Below are 22,463 nucleotides of genomic sequence, written 5' to 3'. Positions count from 1 at the left end.
GGAGCAACAAAATGACGATTCAATTGAATGAGAATTATATCATGACCTTTCTAAATCGGCTGCTGAATACGCCCAGTCCCAGTGGCTATACCTATCAGGTGATGGAACTGATCCGCAAGGAAGCTGAAAGCCTTGGGGTACATATCGAATGGAACGCTAAAGGCGGCGCCATCTTGACTTTGGAAGGCCAGGAAACAGGCTATACGGTGGCACTGAGCGCGCATGTGGATACATTGGGCGCGATGGTACGCTCGATTACAAGTCAAGGCACCTTGCGTCTGACATCCGTTGGCGGCTTTATGATGAACAGCATTGAGAACGAATACTGTCTGATTCATACCAGAAGCGGACATACGTATACAGGTACCATTCTGTCCAGTCATCCATCCGTGCATGTCTATGACGATGCACGCAGCTTTGAGCGCACAGAAAGTCATATGGAGATACGGATTGACGAGTTAGTTGAATCCAAGGAAGACGTACTTCAGCTTGGCATTGCGGTGGGCGATTTTATTTCATTTGATGCCCGCCCAGTCGTAACACCGAGCGGCTTCATCAAATCGAGGCATTTGGACGATAAAGCCAGTGTAGCTGCACTATTTGGTTTACTGGAATCCGCCATACACGAAGGCTGGAAGCCTCGGCATACCGTTAAACTGCTCATTTCCAACTATGAGGAAGTGGGACATGGAGCGGCATACATACCCGAAGGAATCACTGAAATGATAGCTGTCGATATGGGCTGTATAGGTGAAGATCTAAGCTGCAAGGAAACAGATGTTTCTATCTGTGCCAAGGATTCCTCCGGGCCCTATGATTATCATATGACGACTCGGCTGATTGATTTGGCCAAAGAGCTCCATATTCCGTATGCGGTTGATATTTATCCGCACTACGGTTCAGATGCCTCGGCTGCGCTGAAGGCAGGCAACAACATCCGGGCAGCACTGATCGGCCCAGGTGTACACGCTTCCCACGCGATGGAGCGTACGCACAAGCAGGCCGTGGTGAACACGGCTCGCCTGCTTGCAGCTTATGTGACGGCTTAATCTGGATGATGACAACCGGCCTGTTACCCTGGAGAATAGGTCAGTAAAATAGATCGGCTAAACAGATCAGTAAATAAAAAAGCAAGTCGTCCGGCTTTACGGAGACTTGCTTTTTTAGTCTAGCAACAAAAAAAATCTCTTCTGCACCATGTTGGTTACGTGCTATCTGAAAGCTTATGACTTGCTTTGTTCAATTTGCTCGGCCAGCTCGTTCAGGTAGGTCCAGCGCTCCATTTGATACTCCAGATGCTCTTCGGCCTTCGTTTGCTCCGCCATAAGCTCCTGGAGTCGTGCAGAATCACTGAAAGCCTCCTCCATCTGTCGCTGGATGTCGGCCAACTTCTCTTCGGCTTGTTCAATCAGCTCATCAATTTGCTCATATTCTCGCTGTTCCTTAAAGGTGAATTTAAGCTTGACTTTGCTTGTCTCCTTGACCAAATTCGAAGCACCTTCTGACTTTGGCGCAGAAGACCGAGCCGAAGAAGCTGTGCCCGGCAAAACAGACGTAGCCGCAGATGATTGAGCATTTTTGCTCATCCATTCTGCATACTCGCTATAGTCGCCCACATGCACTCGTACCTGTCCTTCGCCTTCAAATGCGAGTATTTTATCCACCGTCCGATCCAGAAAGTACCGATCATGAGAGACGATAAAAACCACACCTGGGAAGTCATCCAAATAGTCTTCCAGCACGGAAAGGGTCTGAATGTCCAGATCATTTGTAGGCTCATCCAGCAGCAGCACATTCGGAGCAGACATAAGGACACGCAGCAGATACAAGCGCCGTTTTTCTCCCCCGGACAATCGCGAAATCATCGTCCATTGGGCGTTTGGCGCAAACAGGAAACGCTCCAGCATTTGCGCGGCTGTAATCGTTGATCCGTCTGCTGTACGAATCACCTCAGCTTCTTCCTTGATGTACTCAATGACACGCAGTGATTCGTTCATTTCCTGATGTTCCTGCGTAAAATAGCCGAGTTTCACAGTCGGTCCCAGCACAACACTGCCGGAATCCGGTTGTACACGCTGGGCAATCATTTGGAGCAGGGTAGATTTCCCACTGCCGTTGGGGCCCAGGACACCAACACGATCCCCTGGAACGGCGATATAGCTCAAATCCTGTATCAGCTTGCGAGAATCTACCGATTTGGACAGATGCTCCAGCTCCAATATCTTTTTACCGAGACGCGTAGAGGCTACGGACATTTCTACCGATCCTGAGCGAGCTTCTGGCTGTTGATCCCTGAGCTGCTCATAGCGCTCAATGCGCGCTTTCTGCTTGGTCGAACGAGCCTTGGCTCCCCGGCGAATCCAGGCCAGCTCATTACGCAGCAGGTTTTTCCTTTTTTGTTCCGAAGACGCTTCTCGCTCCTCGCGCTCTGCCTTTAACTCCAGAAAACGGGTGTAGTTAGCCTCATAGCGGAAAAGCCGGCCATGATCCAGCTCCAGCATGACATTCGCAACTCGATCCAGAAAATAACGATCATGCGTGATCATTAATAGCGCACCGCGTCTTTTTTGTAAATATTGCTCCAGCCATTCCACGGAATCATTATCAATATGGTTGGTAGGCTCGTCCAAAATAAGCAGCTCGCAGGGTTGGATCAAAGCCGCCGCTAAAGCCACCCGCTTGCGCTGACCGCCGGAAAGAACGCCCATTCGCGCCTCAAACTGAGTAATTCCCAGCCGAGTAAGTATACTTTTGGCCTCGCTCTCCAACTGCCATGCCTGAAGCATATCCATTTGCTGGCTTGCTCGCAACAGTCGGCTTTGAAGCTCCTCGCTGCCCGGATCCAGCTCCAACAGCTCCATGGTTTCCGTGTATTCACGCACCGCTTTCATTTCTGGCTGGTTGCCGTGAAAAATATGCTGGAGTACCTTCATCTCAGGATCAAACTCCGGATTTTGCGCCAAATACTGAATACGTACATCATTGTTCACTGCAATATTTCCATCATCTGGTGGCTCCAGTCCGGAAATCACTCGTAAAAACGTTGATTTACCAGTACCGTTCACACCGACGACTCCTATTTTGTCACGTTCATCCATACCAAAGGAAGCATCCTGGAACAACACTTTTTCACCATAGCTTTTCGTTATATGTTCAACGGTCATAATATTCATACGGATTCCCTACTCTTCCCCAGTTTTGTGCTGCATCCTTTTTATTTTAACACAGACACAGCTAATGATTAAAAAAACCGTTACCTGAACAAGATCAGTACGGTTTTTAGCTACAAAATGTCAGAATTACTGCACCCTGGCTTTACATCCGTGCATAAATAAATGTGCTGCCCATTCAGCCGTCTGATCCACGTCACATTCGTGGAAATCCTGATTCCATAAAATATCCATTTTCATACGTTCCAGCATACCGATAAAGGCCTTCGCATGGAACTCGGGCTGCTGCACACCCTCTGACGCCAATTTATTTGTGACCATATCTGTATAGTCCCGAATAAACCCCCGCATAAATTCTATTAAATCAGGGTTATTGTTCGGAGTCATAAAAAATAATTGGGTATGCTGCTTGCGCTTGTAATAGTAATGCAAATGCAAGTTGGCCATCCGCAGCAGTCCCTCTGCCAAATTGTGTTGGACCAGTGCCCCCTGCATTTCGGCAAGATATTGCTCGCAATCTCTGCGTGTGACTGCTGTAAATAGCTGCTCCTTGCTTTTAAAGTACAAGTAAACCGTGCCTTTGGCAACACCTGCATCCTCTGCAATCTCGGAAATTTTACTCTCATAAAAGCCTTTGGCGCCGAAGACTGTGTAAGCGGCATCCAAAATGGCTTCATATTTATCTCCGTGTATACCGCTCATCTTCGCACCTCCTTATACAATGATTAAAGCACGGTCAATTTATAAAACAGATATTTTGTTGTATCGATCTCCATCACGGTGTTCAGAGTATAAAGAAAATACCTATAAGAGCAACCAAGCCTCCGAAAATAGAACTAATGCTATTCACCCGATCATTACTCATCCAATGCCAGCCACGCTCATACACCGTTGCTTGTCCGCAATGTGAGTCTACTTCTACTTCCCGTCCACAAACCGTGCAGGAACGCATCCGCTGCACCGTCGCACCAAGATAGGAATCAGCAAAGGCCCCCGCACTCCCCGATATGCCTCCAATCAATACCCACAGCGTTAGCGGCAAGCCCGGCGTTCCTATGGCGTATCCGAAAAGCCATGCACCTATTCCGATCAATACGCCCCCAGCCAAGGCCGCAGTCGTTCCCATTACAGATACGCCTCCCGAGGTTCCGGGCGCCAGCACCTTTCCGTTAAGCACCGAACGTGGCGGCTTACGACTTAGACTGCCGAATTCTGTTGCCCACGTATCAGATGTGACCGTAGCCATGACACCAACAAATGCTAGCTGCCAGGTCAGATGAGGCCATACTGCATCCCCCAGGCATAGCAGCATGCCTAATCCCCCGTTGGCCCACACCTGACCTGCATCCCGATTACCGGTTTTGGCATACGATTTTTCAAGCTCTGCCTTGCGGTCCTTTTTGAACCTAGACAGGAGAGTTGATGTAATGAAGAACAGGAGCAAGGTGCCGAACCAGAACAGATTGCCCGCCCCATAATACACGGTTCCCATCAATACAGCTGCGAGAAAGCCCGATAAGGTTAAAGATTTTTTATAAAAAGCAGCCCCCGCTACTACAGCAGCGCAAAGCATTCCGATAATCCAGTCCATCCAATCCCCCCGCTTTTAAATGGAATTCCCGATTTCGTTTTTCAGTTCTTTCTATTATTGTACCTCGCTCTGCGCTGATATAAAAGCCGTGCCCCATGCTTTGGCAGAGGACACGGCCTTCACAATTCTTATTTGCTTAGTTCACTCATTACCAACCAAACCAGGTTCAAGCACTTAGCCCAACCATAGGGCATTTACCAAGAAGTCCCCGCTTTACTTAGTAGTATTTCGCTGACTGTTAGGCGATGGTGCAGCTTCCCTGACGATCACTTCCCCAGAAAAGCTCGAAGCGATCCCCGCTTGTGACAGGGCCAACGCCCGCTGGCGTGCCTGTAAAAATGATATCACCCTCACCCAACCCATAATGAGTCGCTATGTAGTCAACGATGTGCTGAATAGAAAAAATCATGTCCCTGATATGGCCGCGTTGTACTTCCTGTCCGTTTTTGAGCAGGCTAAACTCGTGCTGTTCCAGCATGTCCAAGCGCTTCAAGGGCAGGAAGGGAGTTAGAGGAGCAGCCGACTTAAAGCCCTTGGCGGCAGTCCAGGGATGGCCTTTTTTCTTAAGAACGCTTTGTACATCACGCAGGGTAAAATCAATCCCAAATGCAAAAGCACTCAAACACGTATCCGCAGACATCCCCGGCTCGTAATTACGCCCGACAGCCACAACCAGCTCAGCTTCAAAATGAACCTCACCTTTATCCCGGGGAAGCTCCAGCGTAGCACCATCCAGCGGTAAAACCGCATGGGAAGGCTTTAAAAAAATCATCGGTTCAGCAGGAACATCATTCCCCAATTCCTCTGCATGCAGCTTATAATTGCGTCCGACACAGTAAACATTACGAATTTCCGCGTTCATTACGACCAACCACCCTTCCCCCATGTGTAATACGTTGATTTAACGAATAAGATTACGTATATAGTGCCACAATCGGTGCTTGGAAAGCAAAAAAACTTGCTCCCAGCGATCCGGCCAATTGGTACAAATCATCAATTCAGGATGCAGTGCGGACAATTTCCGCATGATGCGGCGGTCATCCACCGTCCATGCCATAACCGTAATACCACGTCCCGTCAGGTCCTTCATCAGGTTTCGATCCAGACGCGGATAGCCCATGGATAGAAAAGAGCATTGCAGCTTCTCCAGTTGCTTTGCCAAATCGTCTGGACGCGCGTCGATAATCAGTCCGGTACGGATCTCAGGTGCCAGCTCTTTGGTGCGGCGTAAAGCGGTACGCTCAAAGGAGGTCAATACCACTTCACCCTCCATCTGCCTCATCACAATTTCACGAAGTACAGCTTTCTCGAGGCCGGGATACATATCGCCCGCTGTTTTAAGTTCAATATTGAGTGATACACGGCCGCGACACATATCCAGGACCTGCGCGAGAGAAGGGATTTTTTCTCCGCAATATTCTGCATCTTTCCAGCTACCTGCATCAAGTTGTTGCAGCTCTTTCCAGTTCAGGTCCTTTACCCGTCCCGTCCCATTCGTCGTTCGCTCTAGCGTAAAATCATGAATGACCACCGGAACATCGTCCTTCGATAGCTGTACATCCAGCTCAATCCAGTGTACAAACGGCTGCTCCAGCGCAAGCCTAAAGGCCGCCAACGTGTTCTCGGGAGCAATACCTGAAAAGCCGCGGTGAGCCACGCACAAATGATTCATCCCAATTATGACCTCCATCCACAAAGGAGTTCTTCATATAATTGTTCCATAATTCTCAATTGAGGTTTTTTTCCAAACTTTAGTGAGCACTTACTGTACCATCCGCACCTATTGAGACATTTCCCGGCGACAATGCTGCCACTCTCTGCAAAATTTTGTTGGCCTCCGCATCCTTCAATGGGATTGGTTGACCCAGCTCCGCCCGGTAGGGAGTCAGCTTCATAGCGCAAGTCCCGCTTCGGGTACAGGTTGCCTGAAATATCGCTGTATCCCAAGTGGCTGGGACCATAGATTTGGAAAAAATAAAATTGCCTGTGCTGTATGCAATCCATTTGCCTTTGTATTGCTCCATCCCTTGAAGCACATGCGGGTGACCCCCGATAACAAGATCGGCCCCGGCATCAATAAAAGCGTGTGAAAGCTCAGTTTGATGCGGCTCCAGGGCAGTGGCGCGCTCTTTCCCCCAATGGGCAATGACAATCACCAGATCTGCCTGCCTGCGGGCCTCATGGATGGATTCCACGATGGCAGTCGAATCATACGCTCCAGCAACACCGGGCTGCTTGACGCCTGCATTCCAATTGGCTTCTGGCATGACACGTGTAGCCCCTAACAAAGCAATTTTAATGCCTTTACGTTCAAAATAGTGCGGAGCATACGCTTCTTTTGCATTACGTCCGGCTCCAGCATGAGCTATACCCTTTTCATCCAAATATTTAAGTGTATCCAATAGGCCATCTGTACCCTGATCCAAAATATGATTGTTAGCCAAATTTACAGCATCTATCCCTGCGGTGGCCAACGCAGTTAACGCCTTGGGAGAAGATTTATACACATACGTTTTATTTAACGCACCAACACCACCGGTTGTCACCGGCGTTTCCAGATTGGCGACCGTCAGGTCGTCTTTACGAAACAAGTTGCCAAGATATTGATATGGGAAATCAAATCCGTTTTTCTCCAGCCGCTGCTCAACTTTACCGGAAAACTGCACATCCCCTACAAAGTGAAGCGTGACTGTGGATGAAGGGTTACCGTCCGTTTCAGCTTTATTTGTAGCAGCCGTTTCGCTCCTATGGGCAGATGGCTCGCTACCTGAGGTATTCTTGTTTGTAGAATCACCCCATGCATACCCATCTTTTTCTGAGGATGAATCAGATACCAATAAATCATTTTCGGAATCTTTGGTATCCAACGGTTTTTCCGAACGGTTGCCCGTATTTGCCGTAGCATCAGCAGCTTGCTTTGCTCCATCGTCAGTAGCTTGCTTATCTACATCAGAACCTTCGTCCAGTTGTTTACTGGACAAGGCTGTAACATTCTTGCTCACCGGGGCAGAAGCCCCTCCTTCCCCAGTAGATCCCGTTTGGATTTTCTTCTCTGATTGCGAAAGCTCTCCGTTGTCCGCAAGTGAGCTACTGTTGTCACGTTCAAATATGTAATAATAACCGAAAAGACCTATAATCATTAGCAGCAGGACAAGATTCGTTAAGATCCAAGCCTTGCCTATTTTGGTTTTTCTCGTTTTCTTCCTACCTTCATTTCGCTGTGATCTGGGAGGGTACATTCTTCACTCCTTCTATGCCATAGCATATGCATGAATTCCTTTTATTCGGCGAATTTTTCACCTTCTCCATTATATATCAAATTTCAATATAAATAGAACCCCTCGCCTAGAACACGAAGGGTTCATCATCGAACTTTTACAACTGTACCTTAACCGCTTCCTGCTGTGCTGCTTGGACGGCATTAGCGGCCCACTCCTTGGCCTGACGGATGCAATCCGGTAAGCCGATCGCATCATAGCCAGCGCCCAGAACATACACTCCCGGCATGGCAGTTCCCAGCTCTTCCCGCAGATCGGCTATAGCCTGCGGATGCCCTACGGGATATTGCGGCATGGAATTGCGAAGACGTGTAATTTCGGTAAACAGCGGAGTCGCCGTAACTCCCATCATCTCTTTCAAATCCTGCCGTACCAGCGCAATCAGATCATCATCCGGCAATTCTACGCTTTCCTCCGCTCCTGCTCGCCCTACATAGCAGCGCAGCAGCACCTTATCATCCGGGCTCGTATGCAGCCACTTGGCAGATGTCCACGTACAAGCCGTCACACTGCGCCCCTCTTTACGGGGAACGAGAAAACCAGAACCGTCAAAGACATTCTCAATATCTTTTTTATCGAAGGCCATAACCACGTTGGCCACAGATACATAATTTACAGCCTCCAGTGCAGCCACATTCACATGCTCTCGCAAGAGCGGTGCAGCAGCAAAGGTTGGAGTCGTTACAAAAATATCGTCTGCCTCCAGCGTCTCTCCATTGTCCAGAGTAACACGATAGGCGCTTTCTTCACTTTCTGCTGTCTTTGTGAATTCGGTAACAGCAATTCCCGTGCGCAAATCACAGTCATACAAATCATTCAGTAACGCGTGCACCAAACTTTGCAGGCCTTGACGGAAGGTCATAAAGACGCTTTTTTTTGTACCAGTATGTGTCTCGGCTGGTTTTCTCCCGGTCATCATCCCGTGAATGAGGCTTCCGTATTGCTGCTCAACCTCTGCAAATTGCGGAAAAGTCGCCTGCAAACTTAGCGTCTTCATGTTGGCGGCGTAGATCCCGGCCAGCAGCGGCTCGGTCACATTTTCCAGCACTTCCTTACCCAGTCGACGTTCGATGAAATCACCCAATGCCTCATCTCCAGGTTCGCGGCGGGGCGGAATGACAAAATCCATCATAGCTCGCAATTTCCCACCCAAGGAGATTAATCCGCTGCGCAGAAATGGCTTCAGTTCCGTAGGAATGCCCAGTACCAGACCGGGAGGCATCGGATGAAGCTGTCCTTCATGCAAAATGTACGTTTTTTTTGCGTCGGGATTCGTGCTTACCAGTTCATGATCCAGTTCCAGCTCTTTTGCCAGGTCTATCATGGCTGTTTTACGGGCCAGAAAGGAATCCGGCCCCTTTTCAATCACAAACCCGTCTTTATGCAACGTTTCAATTTTGCCGCCCAGCACAGGAGCCTTCTCCACCAGTGTAATTCGTGGTGTGTAGCCAGTCTCCTTGTACATTTTCCGTATGTAAAAAGCTGCGCTAAGCCCGGTCAAGCCGCCGCCTACAATCACAATTTTGCGTAATTTTTGCTCCATTATGTCCTCATCCCTTTTTCCATTGGTCTATGATGACATCACTAAGCGTCTCCATATATAGCGGATCACTGTTGAGCGAATCTATGCGCTGAAAACGCATATCCAGCTCCTTCGCCAAAGCCTGCGCTTCAATATCCAGATCGTATAGCACCTCTAAGTGATCGGATACGAAGCCGACCGGCGCAGCGAGCACATACTCTACCTGCTCTTCCTTGAGACTATGCATGGTATCCAAAATATCAGGCCCCAGCCAAGGCTCTGCCGTGCGACCCGCGCTTTGCCACGTAAACTGCCAGTTGGTAATTCCCGCCTTGTCCGCAACAGCCTGCGATGTAGCCATTAATTGCTCCACATAAGGATCACCCATAGCCACAATCCGCTCAGGCAGGCTATGCGCACTGAACAGAACTCGAACCTCATCACGTTTGGCCCCTGCTTCTTCAAAAAGCGCCAACTTGGCATTCACACGCTCTGTGAGCGTCTTAATCAGCTTTGGATGAAGATAATAGCTCTCTACAAAAGTTATAGACAGATCCAGTTCCTGTGCCTTGGCCTGTGCACGCTTAATGTAAGTACCTACACTCATAACGGAATAATGCGGAGCCAGCACGACACCCACCGCTGTACGGATACCATCCTGCACCATTGCTTCCACACCATCCTCAATAAACGGCTTGGCATGTTTGAGTCCCTGATAACAAATAAATTCAATGCCCGGGTTGCGATTCTCCCGATTTAAGGTTTCTTGCAGATTTTGAACCTGACGATCCGTATTCTGACGCAGTGGAAAAACACCGCCCACAATAGCTTCATAGCGATCTTTCAATTCCTTTAACTGCTCCGGTGAGGGGGCATTACCGCGACGAATATGTGTATAATAGGCCTCGACCTGATCCAGACTCTCCGGCGTCCCGTAGGACATAACCAGAACACCCACTTTGGTTTTCATTAACAGATCACCCCTTGAATATTTCTAAATGTATTAATTCTTTGATATAACGGAGCGTGAATACTCATGTACATATTCCGTAAGCTCTCTTAACTTATCTAGCGAGGCCTCAGGAAATAACCCGTGACCCAGATTAAAAATATATCCTGGCTCCAGTATTCCTTCATCTACGATTTTTTTTGCGTACTGCTTGATCACATCTATTGGGGCCGTGAGCACATAAGGGTCCAGGTTTCCCTGCACACCAAAATCGTTCCCCAGACGACGGCGCCCTTCAGGTATACTTACCCGCCAGTCCAGCCCAATCACGTCGGCTTTTACCTCACTTAAATGTGGGAGCAACTCACCGGAGCTTACACCTGGATAATAAATTTTAGGTACATTCAGATCGGACAACTCATGGAAAATACGTGTGATGGTCGGTAGGACAAAAGTTTGGAAATCATAAGGCGTAAGCGCGCCTACCCAGCTATCAAACAATTGAAATGCCTTACCGCCGTTAGCGATATGGGCACGTACATATGTAATCACCATATCCCCCAGCTTATCCATCAGACGATGCCATAGTTCAGGCTCTCCATACATCATCGCTTTGGTACGAATATATCCTTTGGATGGTCTTCCTTCTATTAAATAGCTGGCGATTGTAAAAGGCGCCCCAGCGAACGTAATTAATGGCACTTTCAATTCACGCTCCAGGATACGAATCGTTTCCAAGATATGACCCAGATCGCGTTCCACATCAATCGGGCGCATTTTGTCTACATCCGCAGCTGACCGGATCGGATTATCAATAACCGGGCCAATATTTTTGACAATATCAAAATCAACCCCAAGCGAGGCTACCGGATTCATAATATCAGAATATAAAATAGCAGCGTCCACCCCAAGCTTGCGCACGGGCATTAAAGTCACTTCTGCGGCCAACTCGGGCTGGCGGCAAATTTCTAGCAACGTATATTTTTCTTTAATTTTGCGATACTCAGGGTCATACCTTCCGGCCTGCCGCATGTACCATACGGGAATATGATCCACAGCCTGCTTGCGGCAAGCGCGAATAAAGGTATCATTGTAGGTCATGACTTCAGCCTCCAGTTCGAATCATAAATACTATATTTTATTATGCCCTTTTTCAAGAGTCGTAACAACCGCCGCTCTCGAACAAACCATGACAAACCCATGACATTTGGATAAAGTTTCAATGAAGTGTGCTATACTAAAGGGATGGCTTTTTTAAAGCTCCGGGTAATTATATATGGATGAACATTTATTACAACAGGATGAGAATGGCAGAAAGGAAGTGAGCGCACATTGAAATCGTGGGAGACATGGAAAATCAACCTCATTGTGCTATGGGTCGGTCAGTTTCTGGTCAATGCGGGTATTACAATGATAACTCCGTTCCTCGCCCTGTATCTGGCTCATGACCTCCATGTAAAGGGAGAGCACGATATCGGTCTATGGGCCGGAGTTATTTTTGCCGCAAACTTTTTGACCTCATTTATATTTCAGCCTTTGTGGGGCAAGCTGGCGGACCGATATGGGCGCAAGGTCATGCTGCTTCGCTCAGGCTTCGGTATGGCCCTAGTGATCGGATGCATGGGCTTGGTCACCCATCCTTGGCAGCTGCTAGCACTCCGTCTGCTGAACGGTACGATTTCGGGCTTCAATCCGGCCTCCATTTCTCTGGTGTCGGGTACCACACCTAAGGAGCGAACTGGATTCGCGATGGGCATTATGCAATCTGGTCAGATGGCTGGCACAATTCTTGGCCCTCTCCTAGGTGGCTTTTTGGCAGACTTGGTCGGATTCAGACCAATCTTTTACATTACAGGATCTCTTATTTTCCTGGCCTCTTTAATTGCAATGTTTCTGGTTAAAGAAAACTTCAGCAAAGCGGAAGCTGCACGTACTCCGCAAATCTCGGTACTTGCCGGGCTAAAGGAGCTAAGCCATACGCCTCAGCTTCCAGCTTTGTTCACCGTGACCTTCCTGCTCCAGTTTGCCATGATTAGCACGGTATCACTGCTACCTTTGTATGTACAGAAGCTATATGGCTCCGCAGAAGGAATTGCACTGATTGCCGGGTTTGTTACGGCCATTACCGGCGTATCCAATATGGTGGCTGCACCGCTGCTTGGAAGATTGAGTGACCAGATAGGAGCTCACAAAATTTTGACCATCTCCCTGCTCGGAACAGCAGTTATGCTCATTCCGCAGGCTTTTGTCAATGAAGTTTGGCAACTTGTCATTATCCGCTTTTTCATGGGTGTGTTTATGGGCGGTCTGTTGCCCAGTGTAAATGCACTGATTCGCACGCATACACCGGAAGGCATGGAAAGCCGCTCTTTCGGCTTCAATACTAGCTCGCTTGCGCTAGGGAATATGCTGGGTGCAGTTATTGGTGGGGTACTGTCCGGGTTTATCGGCATCGAAGGATTGTTCATTATGTCGGGTGTCCTGTTGATCGTCAACATATTCTGGGTACGTATGAAACTCTATAGTGATAAGACCGCGCATGATTTCAGGTAAGACAACCTACTGTGAGATTAGCATTTTGGAAACATTGAAGAACCTCCGCTCCACGTTGTTGTGGACACGGAGGTTCTTTTTGTGGAGCTATGGAGATAGGGGCTGCGTGTTATTTTACTCTCGCTAGTGCTAAACCATCATAGGCTGGCAAAAGCGTACTTACCAGACGCGGGTCTGTAGCGATCGTTTCATTAAAGCGTCTCACGGCCTGTACGGCAGGACCATTTTTATCTGTATTCAGCGTACGTCCACGAAGGAAGCAGTTATCGCCGGCAATAATGGCACCCGGCTTCGCCAGAGCAATCGCATATTCCAAATATACCGGGTAATTTTCCTTATCCGCGTCAATGAAAAAAAAGTCAAAGGTTCGTCCCTCTTCCTGAAGTGCCTGCAAACTGTCCGCTGCAGGTCCAATACGATATTCAACACAATCACCGTAACCGTTATTTTTCATATGCTTATGCGCAAGTCGCGCATACGCTTCTTTTAGCTCCAAGGATACAATACGTCCCTTTTTCCCCAGCCCACGAGCCAGACATAACCCGCTGTACCCGCCCAACGCGCCAATTTCCAATACCTCCTGGGCGCCGGACACCTCAATTAAAAAAGTCAGTAGCTTGCCATAGGGATGAGCAACCGACACCTCAGGCATTCCCTCTCCAATGATGGCCTCCCTGATGGCGCGCAGCGCTTCATCCTCCTGTACCAGTTGGTCTACATATTGTTCAGGCGTCATATTCGGTGTAATTTCCATGTTCCATCTCTCCTTCTTGCTTTTATCATAACGCAGGTTGAATACGGTGTCCTTCGTTAAATAATTTGTCTGAATGATTTACCCTGATTAATTTGTCTCTTTGTGTACAATGACCTATACTATAGGGATTGAACCAAGCTTACATGATTATGGAGACGGAGTGAATACGTTTAATGACTCAACTGCAACTAATTGCAACTGCGCCGATGGGACTTGAAGCCGTCGTGGCCCGGGAGCTCAGAGAACTCGGGTATGAGAATCTGACCGTCGAGAATGGCCGCGTCGTTTTTTCCGGAGATTATATGGATATATGTCGATGTAACCTGTGGCTTCGCACATCAGATCGCGTTCTTATTAAAATGGGTGAATTTGCCGCAACCACCTTCGACGAGCTGTTTGAGGGTACCAAGGCATTGCCATGGCAGGATTGGATTTCTGTAGATGGTGAGTTTCCCGTAGAGGGACGTTCTCACAAATCACAGCTTAGCAGCGTGCCGGCCTGTCAGGGAATCGTCAAGAAGGCCATTGTAGAAAAGCTCAAGGAAACCTACCACACAGATTGGTTTGCCGAGGACGGCCCTCGTTATGTCATTGAGGTCATTCTACTGAATGACCGTGCATTGCTGACGCTGGATACAACCGGGCCAGGGCTGCACAAACGCGGCTACCGCAAACTTGTTACAGAGGCCCCTCTAAAAGAGACGATGGCTTCTGCTCTGATTCAGCTTAGCCGCTGGAGCCCGGATCGCCCCTTCTACGATCCGTGCTGCGGTTCCGGTACTTTATTGGTCGAAGCCGCCATGCAAGCCTGGAATATTGCGCCAGGGCTGAGACGTACCTTTAATTCTGAAAACTGGCCTGTCCTTGGCAAAGAATTATGGAATCAAGCCCGCGACGAGGCAATGGATTTGACCCGCGATGATATTCCTTTTGAGATCGCAGGCAGCGATATTGATCCAAGTGCCATCGAAGTTGCTGAGGCGGCTGTGAAAGCGGCAGGCTTCGCTAATGATATTTCACTGAAGGTGATGCCTGCAAGCAAGGTCAGACTCGAGGGCCAATACGGTGTAATGATTACAAACCCACCTTATGGCGAAAGACTGAGCGAGCAACCCGAAGTGGAAAAGCTGATTCGTACACTCGCACGCACGGCAGCCGAAATGAAGACCTGGTCCTTCTTTGCCATCAGCTCCACCAAGCAATTTGAGCATTATTGGGGCCGCAAGGCGGATAAGCGTCGCAAGCTGTTTAACGGCCGGATTGAATGCCAATACTATCAGTATCTAGGCCCTCTCCCTCCGCGTCGCAAAGATATTTTGCCATCGCAGTCCTAAATAGATAAAACTCAGGCCAGGAAACGGACTCTCTGTTCGACTCCTGGCCTGGTTTGTGCTTGCTCAGCCTAATAAACTGTACCGCTGCATTCTATTATCGAAAGGGAAATGCTGTATTTTCTTTACTTAATCATTGAAATGTGCCAGATGAGCGCTATAATTATTAAAGGCATTTCGGTTTTAACATGATGTTAATCTATAGTTTATACTAGCCGAACATTTCTGCCGGAGGGGGTAAAGTGTTGGTTATTCGCACGGCCAGTGCAAGTCGCACTGGAAACATGTTCAGCAGATTACTGCTGTCCCGATATTTCGGGTTGGGTCTATTTTTTGTACTTATGATTGGCAAGCTCGTATTGATTCATTATAACCTGCATGCCCAAAATATTGATATGAATCTGTTGGATTATGTCATCGCAATGGGTTCACTCTTGCTTGTAAGCTTCTGGACCTTGTGGCTACCACGTCGCGGACGTCTGGTTGCGCTAGTGGTGCTCGATATTTTGCTCACCGCGCTCATTTATTCCGACATGGTTTATTACCGGTATTTTCAGGATTTCATTACGATTCCCGTCTTGCTTCAAGCCGGACAGGTTGATTCCCTGGGGGGAAGCATCGTTTCCCTGATGTACTGGTGGGATATTTTCTTTTTTGCAGACTGGATTCTGTTCATTCCATATGTGATATTCGTGGCTTTCTTGCGGCGTCGGTATACAACAACTGATCCTTACGTGGAAACGTCCCGAAGCTCGTTTGCCAAGAGATTCCTGCTCCGCTTCTCCAAAGGCGCACTGGCCTTCGTAATTGGCTATATTTTCACCTTTGGACCGATCAAATATTATACCTCAACCTGGGCAACCGGCGTATTTGTCGGTAATTGGTGGTCGATGGCCTTGTACAACGTAACCGGATTGATCGGATTTCACGGATATGATATCTACCGCTATAGTCAGGATCATCTTGGAACTCAGCCTACGTTGGCTCAAGCCGAATCGGACAAGGACAAGCAATGGTTTAATCAGCATCAGAAGCTGCTTCAGGTGAAAAATGATCTGTCCGGCAAGTATAAGGGCAAAAATGTGATGGTCATTCAGGCTGAAGCGTTTATGAACTTTTTTATCGGCAAAGAGATCAACGGCCAAGCGATTACGCCTAACTTTGACAAGCTGATGAAGGAAAGTATGTATTTCAACAATTATTTTCACCAGACTGCACAGGGCCGTACTTCGGACGCAGACTTTTCTACACATGCTTCACTGCACCCGCTTCCTACAGGTTCGGTATTTATCCGTTATGCAGACCATAAATTCGATACATTGCCTTCCATTTTGAAGGATACCGGCTATAGCCCAAATGCGTTTCACGTATACGACAGCAGCTTCTGGAACCGCTACACGATGTATAAGGCAATGAACTATGATAAGTTCTACAGTAAAAAAGATTTTGAAATTGATGAGCCACTGGGCTGGTCACTGGGAGATAAATCCTTCTTCCGGCAAACGCTCAATGATCTCACTACCGAAGTCAAACAACCGTTCTATGCCTATATGGTCGGTATCTCCAGCCATCATCCGTACAACCTGTCCCCTGATGCAGTAGATCTGGACGTTGGCGAGTTTGAAGGCACGATGTTCGGAGACTATCTGAAATCCGTCCATTATGTAGATGAGGCACTGGGCGAATTGGTAGCTCAAATGAAGAAAGACGGTTTGTGGGACAATACGATCCTGATGTTCTACGGGGATCATGACAATTCCATTAAAGATAAGACACTGTATGAAAAGTTTTTGGGCGAGCCACTCACAGACTTGGATATGCAAAAGATCATGAATCAGGTGCCATTGCTTGTGCATCTTCCTGACGGAAGTCATGCGGGAACCTACACGGAACCGGCAGGCCAACTGGATTTGACGCCTTCTGTGATGCATCTGCTCGGAATTTCTACTGAGCCCTATCATTTTATGGGGAACGATCTGTTTAGCGGGAAGCCGCGCATGGTTGTACTACGCACTGGTGCTTTCACGGATGGTCGAGTGTACTATATTCCATCTGAGGATGGTACGTTCTCCAAAGGAACCTGTTACAACCTATCTACAGGCCAGCCTACGGATGTGAACGCCTGCGGACCGGGTTATACTGAAGCTCTTAATCGGTTAAACATTTCCGATCAGGTCATCACGTACGACCTCATTCGCCAGTGGGAATCTCAAACAAACAAGTAACGAGGGAAAATAAAAATCCCGATCAATCAGCCTATAAGTGCTGTTGATCGGGATTTTTATTTTCACAGCCGCTAGACTGCACTTACTTGCAATGGCGAATGCTCAGGAACGCAACGTCTTTTTCGCCTGCTCAAGCCGTCCTACCTCTTCACCTAGCATTTCCTCAGCAACTTCCACTGCATCGTCACCAAGACTATCCTTTGCCTGTTCTATGGCATTCTCCGCATGAATGCGAGACTGCTCCGCCTGCTCAATTAATTGCTCAGCCGGATGTGACAATGCTTGAGACACGGCATGGTGGAGCTTGTCCACCGAGTTTTGCGTTTGAGCCTCGACACTGTGATCGTCGAGATTGGAATCATACTGGGCCATGAGTCACTCCTCCTTCTGGGCAGTGTTCTACACCCATTAGCATGGATCAGAAGAAGGGGAACTATGCAAAAAGTTGTGAATACTGTGCGCCGAGCTATTTTATAAAACGCGCAGCCTTTTCCAAGACCTCATCCTCTGTGGCCGCACTCACGTAACGTCCGTTCACATACACAAACGCCCGTTTTCCACAAGGACCGCAATACGATTTGCAGCCGATTTTGATCTCGGCATCGGGTGCCATCTTTTGTAATTTGGGCAAGATCGTTTTCAAGCGAATATGATTACATTCATCACATACGCGAATATCATTGGCCATCTTTCATCCCTCCGTGCTCCGGCTTAGTGGTCGCCGTGATTACCTTGGGAAGGGTTAGTAATGACAAATCCTTCTTCGGGGAAGTACAAGTAATCAATTTTCACACCATCCAGCAGTGGCTGACCGGTTTCCAAAATAACATCAATACCTTTATCCGTAGATACTACAGTATCTGTTTCTTTAGGCGTGTCCAAATCAAGCCCGTAATGAGCATGATCTCCGTGAGCATGCGTAATGACCACGCGTAGGCTCTTTCCTTGGTTTTCTGTCTTATCCAGTTCAAGCTTTAATACTTTAGCTGCGTTACGAGTAATTTTGCAATTCATGTAACTTCATCTCCTTCATATTCATCAAATGAAATGTGGTCTTTGGGATACCAATCACACCACACAACCTAGCAGGTAAAATCAGCAACTACAGATGATTATCCTCTATCTCAAAGAAAAAATAGATAAATGGCAGCATAACAAAAGTCAATATTCCTATTGTAAAGAAAATCGTGTAAAATCGCAATCACGAAATTCATAAGTTTACGTCTACCGAACACGTGCATGCTGCTTTTCAAGCACGTCGGGATACTTTCGTTCGGCACGGGTTACAAACCAATTCATGAGCAGCAGTGTCACCCCAATGTCATCGACGGGCATAAAGGGCATAACATCAGGTAGCACCCAATAAAGCAACACAGGAACGGCAAAAAGTAATTTTTCACTCCAAGGAATCCTTGAAGAGGTAATTAAGCGGGGCATACGCCGAAATACATGTGACCATTGACGGAGAGATAGTAATCTTTTCCACTTCATAGGTTGTTCACTCCATTTCCAATGCTCCTAAGTATATTTACCCGTTAAAGGGATACATAAAGAGGAACACTTGTAAAAAACGTGTTCCCCCTACATACGTACGAATGAATCATTACGTTCCAGATGGCTTAGTCTTTTACCATGACAACACTGCTGCCATTAACATACCCACTTCTGCAGCAATGTCGTCGTAATCACGCATGGGTAGCGGGTTTACGCCCAATCCGACCTCAACCGTAAAACCCGGTTTACCAAACCGCTGTATAAACCAGTCCTTATAGCCTGCATCGCTCCCTCCGAGCTTTACCGCCCGGTATCCTGTCACGGCAGCCAGCCGCAAGGCCAAATCTCTACTCTCCTTGGGCTCCAGATCCCGATAATTCCAATAGATTTCCTGTCCCTGACTGTGGATGGATAACACCATATCAAACTGCTCGCGTTCCGTCAGATCGACAAGCGCCCTGGACTCTGGCTCAGACAAAGGTGCAGGCCCAGCATAGTCTCTTCGAGACGGTCCTGTTTTGCCACGTCTGCGTACCTCCTCTTCCCAATACGCCGGAAATTGATCGTTGAGGTCGACACCACGAATATTCGCCTTCCACCCCCGATAATCAGCGCGGCCTTCATTCCATTTTCGGAGGTCTTGATACATCGGGTGAGTCGGAAGCACACCCTGCTGCACCAGCTCAACCCCGTCCGGGTTGACCATCGGTACCACCCATAACGAGGTGTGCTCCAGCAAGTCCTGCGGAGAGCCACCATACACCCATGATGAAGTCCCCGCTCGCTTCGCTCGTTCACCCCGAAGCTCCCTTTCTTCCTGTTCCCCAGCAGCACTAATTCCTCGCGCATATTGCTCTATAAAACGCAGCAAACAGGGCGTCGTCAGCCATTCATTAGCATGTACAGAGGCGTTGGCATGAATTTTCCGCGTTCCCCTCCCAATACGTACATAGGGGATATCCTTCCCCATGACACTCGTGCCGATGCTGCCAACTTCAATAAACGGATACCTGCGGACCAAGGCCGCAAGGTCTTCCTGCAAATCCTCATATCCATACTCTCCACGCAACCGTACAATCTGATCCTGATGGCCATCAGGGATAACAATTGTTTGTCCCTTCACAAACTCAAACTCCGCAAGTCCGGGATTGGCCAGCCGCAGCTCATTAAGCTCCACACCAAACTGCTTGGCAATCTGTCTTGCGTTCTCATCGGGCTGAATTACGTATTTACGATCCATTGACGGACGAATATATAGCACCTGACCACAAATCAGATAGGGCTGAGCGGCGGCCCACGGATTATCTGCAATCAAAGTATCCGCCGTCAGTTTAAAAGCCGAGGCGACCCGGTGTAATGTATCTCCTTTTTGAACGATATATTCCCTCATCTTCTACGCCCCTTCCATCTGCCTTAATGCATGTTATGCAGATGCTGCGTGTCTTGATGTAGCGAAAAGCAAAACAACCGTCTTCTTTTGTCCAATGACAAAAAAGACGGTTGTCTCGTCAATCCAGATTGGTCACTTGCCAGACAACAGGCGTTTGCCGAATTTGCTCCCCGAGCCACTGGGCAGCTATACGCTGAAACAGCTCCGGATCGCCGGAGCAGAAAAGCTGATGCACCGGCGTTTCATCCCCTGCCTCCAACCTGCCCTTGTTGTACAAAATGGTACTCGTCTCACGGGCCGTTTCGTCTGCCGAGCTAATCAGCTTCACCGCAGGGCCCATCACTTCCTGAATCGTTTCTTTTAGAAAAGGATAATGCGTACAACCTAGAATCAGGCAATCAATTGGATACGATTGAATGGGCTTCAGCGACTCCTCTACAATCTGCGATGTCAGCTTCGAACGGAATTGTCCTTGTTCCACCAAAGGAACAAGCGCAGGACAAGCGTGGCTCACTACTTCAACATAGGGAGATAACTGCTTGAGCGCAGTCGTATAGGCCCCGCTTCGGATGGTACCCACAGTCCCAATCACCCCGACATGTCCGGTGACGGTGGCGCTGATCGCAGCACGAGCCCCGGGATGGATGACTCCGATCACCGGAATGGACACCTTTTGGCTTATATAATCCAATGCCGCGGCTGTTGCCGTGTTGCAAGCAATAATAATGACTTTCGGATCAAACTGAATCAGAAAATCAACCATTTGCTCCGTAAATTTCTTAACCTCTTCCGATGGTCGGGGGCCATACGGGGTGCGCGCAGTGTCTCCAAAATAAATGATTTTTTCACGCGGAAGCTGACGCATGACTTCTTTGACAACCGTCAGACCTCCTACACCGGAATCCAATATTGCAATCGCTTGCTGCACGTACACACCGCTTCCTTTTTGTTCAAATTAAGTTGTTCCCTCTCGAGAAGCTATCCGTTGCTACATACCTTATGTCGCAGTCATGTAAAAGGTACCCCAAAAGATTACCCTAAAACGATGAAGTGAGCAATAAAAAGGCTTCCCCCAACGGGAGAAGCCATAAACCTAACGATATTCAGTTATTTTTTCCTACCACATACAGACCATTACAGAGCATCTTCTTCTGTATCCTCTTGAACAGGAGTAGATGAAACGCTGACCTCCTGAATATTTCCGCTATCTTTTTTACGCCATTGCCCAATTTCATGAATGACGGCTGAAGCGGCTTCCTTAATCTTGTCGGTATACTCAATTGAGGTATCTGAAATTTTACCTGCAAGTTCCTGTCCCTTGTCGCTCACGTGACGCGCCTGATCTGTAATATCCTGACGCAGCTCGCGACCTGACTTGGGGGCTAATAGCAACGCAGCAAGCGAACCAGCAAGACTACCTGCCAACGCGCCACGGATAAAGCTTTTGTAGTTCTCCTTCATCATCATCTCTCCCTTGTGCCCGGGCGAATGCCCATCTGTTAGTGCATTATAAGCACGGAGAGCTTGTCATGATACAGGGAACAAGCCAGAAAAACTTTTACTTTTTTCGGGCACGGATACGGTACAGGCAGCAACGGCCTCCATCCGCCAAACAATCCTCACGGACCACCTCAGCATCAAGCAGTTCCTCGAACATTTGCTGTTCACATTCGCAAGCCTTGCGGTAGCGGCCTGCAATTTGAGAGATGGGACAATTGTACTCCACAAGAGAGTAACTGCCATCCTTCTCCTCGCGCCACTCTGCCATATAGCCGGAAGCGTTCTGAATGCCTGAAAGCTTTTCCACACGTGAAGCCAGGGTAGTCTCACTTTTAATGTGTGGGGAGTAACGCTTCATCATTTTGCGTTTTCTACCATCAAACAGAGAGTGGACGGCTTCCATTCCCTGCTCTTCATCCAGCTCCTCTAGCAGTTCCAGCAGCAGATGATCATAATTGCGAGGAAACTGCTCACTTCCCTGCTCGCTCAAGCTGTATAAAAACGTTGGACGTCCCATCGCCTGTCTCACAATCGTAGCAACGATCAACCCATCCTGCTCCATCAATTTGAGATGCCTGCGCACCCCCATTTCTGTAATGCCTAATTGAGCTGCCAAGCTTCCGACGCCCACGGGTCCCTGGGTTTTCAATAGTGTCAAGATCATGCGCCTGGTGGGCATTTCGGGTACGATATACTTATCCGTCAC

22 protein-coding genes are annotated in these 22,463 nt (G+C 48.2%); 4 read left to right on the top strand and 18 right to left on the bottom strand.

Annotation, left to right across the window (positions count from 1 at the left end):
* The first annotated feature begins 11 nt into the window (after positions 1 to 11).
* Positions 12 to 1,049 (top strand): M42 family metallopeptidase, encoded by a 1,038-nt coding sequence (locus tag GCU48_RS19965; RefSeq protein WP_152381225.1) that lies wholly within the window; start codon positions 12 to 14, stop codon positions 1,047 to 1,049.
* 174 nt (positions 1,050 to 1,223) lie between these two features.
* On the opposite strand, the gene GCU48_RS19960 is transcribed toward GCU48_RS19965, so the two are convergent.
* The 9 genes from GCU48_RS19960 to hemE form a co-directional block, all read right to left on the bottom strand.
* The gene (locus GCU48_RS19960) at positions 1,224 to 3,173 is read right to left on the bottom strand and encodes an ABC-F family ATP-binding cassette domain-containing protein (protein WP_152381224.1); all 1,950 of its coding nucleotides are present in this window, start codon (positions 3,171 to 3,173) and stop codon (positions 1,224 to 1,226) included.
* Positions 3,174 to 3,299: 126 nt separating this feature from the next.
* Positions 3,300 to 3,872 (bottom strand): TetR/AcrR family transcriptional regulator, encoded by a 573-nt coding sequence (locus GCU48_RS19955; protein WP_152381223.1) that lies wholly within the window; start codon positions 3,870 to 3,872, stop codon positions 3,300 to 3,302.
* A gap of 82 nt (positions 3,873 to 3,954) precedes the next feature.
* Entirely contained in the window at positions 3,955 to 4,761 is an 807-nt protein-coding gene (locus GCU48_RS19950; RefSeq protein WP_152381222.1) for a DUF92 domain-containing protein, read from the bottom strand.
* 238 nt (positions 4,762 to 4,999) lie between these two features.
* Positions 5,000 to 5,623: a fumarylacetoacetate hydrolase family protein gene (locus tag GCU48_RS19945; RefSeq protein WP_152381221.1), complete on the bottom strand. Its 624-nt coding sequence runs from the start codon at positions 5,621 to 5,623 to the stop codon at positions 5,000 to 5,002.
* 39 nt (positions 5,624 to 5,662) lie between these two features.
* Positions 5,663 to 6,433, bottom strand: a complete 771-nt coding sequence (locus GCU48_RS19940; RefSeq protein WP_025715834.1) for a glycerophosphodiester phosphodiesterase — start codon at positions 6,431 to 6,433, stop codon at positions 5,663 to 5,665.
* A gap of 79 nt (positions 6,434 to 6,512) precedes the next feature.
* Positions 6,513 to 8,000 (bottom strand): CapA family protein, encoded by a 1,488-nt coding sequence (locus tag GCU48_RS19935; protein ID WP_152381220.1) that lies wholly within the window; start codon positions 7,998 to 8,000, stop codon positions 6,513 to 6,515.
* Between the two features lie 136 nt (positions 8,001 to 8,136).
* Entirely contained in the window at positions 8,137 to 9,582 is a 1,446-nt protein-coding gene (gene hemY, locus GCU48_RS19930; protein ID WP_152381219.1) for a protoporphyrinogen oxidase, read from the bottom strand.
* A gap of 7 nt (positions 9,583 to 9,589) precedes the next feature.
* On the bottom strand, positions 9,590 to 10,531 hold the full coding sequence (gene hemH, locus GCU48_RS19925) for a ferrochelatase (RefSeq protein ID WP_152381218.1): 942 nt from the start codon (positions 10,529 to 10,531) through the stop codon (positions 9,590 to 9,592).
* A 33-nt stretch (positions 10,532 to 10,564) separates the two neighbouring features.
* On the bottom strand, positions 10,565 to 11,611 hold the full coding sequence (gene hemE, locus GCU48_RS19920) for a uroporphyrinogen decarboxylase (RefSeq protein ID WP_152381217.1): 1,047 nt from the start codon (positions 11,609 to 11,611) through the stop codon (positions 10,565 to 10,567).
* Positions 11,612 to 11,842: 231 nt separating this feature from the next.
* Here hemE and GCU48_RS19915 point away from each other — a divergent pair, with 231 nt between their 5' ends.
* Positions 11,843 to 13,063, top strand: coding sequence for an MFS transporter (locus GCU48_RS19915; protein WP_152381216.1), 1,221 nt, complete (start codon positions 11,843 to 11,845; stop codon positions 13,061 to 13,063).
* Positions 13,064 to 13,172: 109 nt separating this feature from the next.
* On the opposite strand, the gene GCU48_RS19910 is transcribed toward GCU48_RS19915, so the two are convergent.
* On the bottom strand, positions 13,173 to 13,817 hold the full coding sequence (locus GCU48_RS19910) for an O-methyltransferase (RefSeq protein ID WP_152381215.1): 645 nt from the start codon (positions 13,815 to 13,817) through the stop codon (positions 13,173 to 13,175).
* A gap of 173 nt (positions 13,818 to 13,990) precedes the next feature.
* Between GCU48_RS19910 and GCU48_RS19905 the strand changes: the two genes are divergently transcribed.
* The gene (locus GCU48_RS19905) at positions 13,991 to 15,151 is read left to right on the top strand and encodes a THUMP domain-containing class I SAM-dependent RNA methyltransferase (RefSeq protein ID WP_152381214.1); all 1,161 of its coding nucleotides are present in this window, start codon (positions 13,991 to 13,993) and stop codon (positions 15,149 to 15,151) included.
* A gap of 239 nt (positions 15,152 to 15,390) precedes the next feature.
* Positions 15,391 to 17,373, top strand: a complete 1,983-nt coding sequence (locus GCU48_RS19900; RefSeq protein ID WP_152381213.1) for an LTA synthase family protein — start codon at positions 15,391 to 15,393, stop codon at positions 17,371 to 17,373.
* A gap of 102 nt (positions 17,374 to 17,475) precedes the next feature.
* Here GCU48_RS19900 and GCU48_RS19895 read toward each other — a convergent pair whose 3' ends face one another.
* The 8 genes from GCU48_RS19895 to GCU48_RS19860 form a co-directional block, all read right to left on the bottom strand.
* Positions 17,476 to 17,745, bottom strand: a complete 270-nt coding sequence (locus GCU48_RS19895) for a hypothetical protein (protein ID WP_152381212.1) — start codon at positions 17,743 to 17,745, stop codon at positions 17,476 to 17,478.
* 94 nt (positions 17,746 to 17,839) lie between these two features.
* The gene (locus GCU48_RS19890; RefSeq protein WP_007429791.1) at positions 17,840 to 18,061 is read right to left on the bottom strand and encodes a YuzB family protein; all 222 of its coding nucleotides are present in this window, start codon (positions 18,059 to 18,061) and stop codon (positions 17,840 to 17,842) included.
* 23 nt (positions 18,062 to 18,084) lie between these two features.
* On the bottom strand, positions 18,085 to 18,387 hold the full coding sequence (locus GCU48_RS19885; protein ID WP_152381211.1) for an iron-sulfur cluster assembly accessory protein: 303 nt from the start codon (positions 18,385 to 18,387) through the stop codon (positions 18,085 to 18,087).
* A gap of 210 nt (positions 18,388 to 18,597) precedes the next feature.
* Positions 18,598 to 18,864 (bottom strand): hypothetical protein, encoded by a 267-nt coding sequence (locus GCU48_RS19880; RefSeq protein WP_025715845.1) that lies wholly within the window; start codon positions 18,862 to 18,864, stop codon positions 18,598 to 18,600.
* 136 nt (positions 18,865 to 19,000) lie between these two features.
* Positions 19,001 to 20,257, bottom strand: a complete 1,257-nt coding sequence (locus GCU48_RS19875; protein WP_152381210.1) for a M14 family metallopeptidase — start codon at positions 20,255 to 20,257, stop codon at positions 19,001 to 19,003.
* 118 nt (positions 20,258 to 20,375) lie between these two features.
* Entirely contained in the window at positions 20,376 to 21,185 is an 810-nt protein-coding gene (gene racE / locus GCU48_RS19870; protein ID WP_025717476.1) for a glutamate racemase, read from the bottom strand.
* A gap of 206 nt (positions 21,186 to 21,391) precedes the next feature.
* Entirely contained in the window at positions 21,392 to 21,718 is a 327-nt protein-coding gene (locus GCU48_RS19865) for a YtxH domain-containing protein (RefSeq protein WP_152381209.1), read from the bottom strand.
* 97 nt (positions 21,719 to 21,815) lie between these two features.
* The gene (locus tag GCU48_RS19860) at positions 21,816 to 22,463 is read right to left on the bottom strand and encodes a helix-turn-helix transcriptional regulator (RefSeq protein WP_025717478.1); all 648 of its coding nucleotides are present in this window, start codon (positions 22,461 to 22,463) and stop codon (positions 21,816 to 21,818) included.

The organism is Paenibacillus brasilensis, assembly GCF_009363115.1.
Lineage (GTDB): Bacteria > Bacillota > Bacilli > Paenibacillales > Paenibacillaceae > Paenibacillus > Paenibacillus brasilensis.
This window is presented reverse-complemented; position numbering and strand designations above follow the sequence as displayed.

Excerpts from the sequence above, each read along its gene's own strand:
- GCU48_RS19965 (WP_152381225.1), top strand. The coding sequence starts at position 12 with ATGACGATTCAATTGAATGAGAATTATATCATGACCTTTCTAAATCGG.
- GCU48_RS19960 (WP_152381224.1), bottom strand. The coding sequence starts at position 3,173 with ATGAATATTATGACCGTTGAACATATAACGAAAAGCTATGGTGAAAAA.
- GCU48_RS19955 (WP_152381223.1), bottom strand. The coding sequence starts at position 3,872 with ATGAGCGGTATACACGGAGATAAATATGAAGCCATTTTGGATGCCGCT.
- GCU48_RS19950 (WP_152381222.1), bottom strand. The coding sequence starts at position 4,761 with ATGGACTGGATTATCGGAATGCTTTGCGCTGCTGTAGTAGCGGGGGCT.
- GCU48_RS19945 (WP_152381221.1), bottom strand. The coding sequence starts at position 5,623 with ATGAACGCGGAAATTCGTAATGTTTACTGTGTCGGACGCAATTATAAG.
- GCU48_RS19940 (WP_025715834.1), bottom strand. The coding sequence starts at position 6,433 with ATGAATCATTTGTGCGTGGCTCACCGCGGCTTTTCAGGTATTGCTCCC.
- GCU48_RS19935 (WP_152381220.1), bottom strand. The coding sequence starts at position 8,000 with ATGTACCCTCCCAGATCACAGCGAAATGAAGGTAGGAAGAAAACGAGA.
- hemY (WP_152381219.1), bottom strand. The coding sequence starts at position 9,582 with ATGGAGCAAAAATTACGCAAAATTGTGATTGTAGGCGGCGGCTTGACC.
- hemH (WP_152381218.1), bottom strand. The coding sequence starts at position 10,531 with ATGAAAACCAAAGTGGGTGTTCTGGTTATGTCCTACGGGACGCCGGAG.
- hemE (WP_152381217.1), bottom strand. The coding sequence starts at position 11,611 with ATGACCTACAATGATACCTTTATTCGCGCTTGCCGCAAGCAGGCTGTG.
- GCU48_RS19910 (WP_152381215.1), bottom strand. The coding sequence starts at position 13,817 with ATGGAAATTACACCGAATATGACGCCTGAACAATATGTAGACCAACTG.
- GCU48_RS19905 (WP_152381214.1), top strand. The coding sequence starts at position 13,991 with ATGACTCAACTGCAACTAATTGCAACTGCGCCGATGGGACTTGAAGCC.
- GCU48_RS19895 (WP_152381212.1), bottom strand. The coding sequence starts at position 17,745 with ATGGCCCAGTATGATTCCAATCTCGACGATCACAGTGTCGAGGCTCAA.
- GCU48_RS19890 (WP_007429791.1), bottom strand. The coding sequence starts at position 18,061 with ATGGCCAATGATATTCGCGTATGTGATGAATGTAATCATATTCGCTTG.
- GCU48_RS19885 (WP_152381211.1), bottom strand. The coding sequence starts at position 18,387 with ATGAATTGCAAAATTACTCGTAACGCAGCTAAAGTATTAAAGCTTGAA.
- GCU48_RS19880 (WP_025715845.1), bottom strand. The coding sequence starts at position 18,864 with ATGAAGTGGAAAAGATTACTATCTCTCCGTCAATGGTCACATGTATTT.
- GCU48_RS19875 (WP_152381210.1), bottom strand. The coding sequence starts at position 20,257 with ATGAGGGAATATATCGTTCAAAAAGGAGATACATTACACCGGGTCGCC.
- GCU48_RS19865 (WP_152381209.1), bottom strand. The coding sequence starts at position 21,718 with ATGAAGGAGAACTACAAAAGCTTTATCCGTGGCGCGTTGGCAGGTAGT.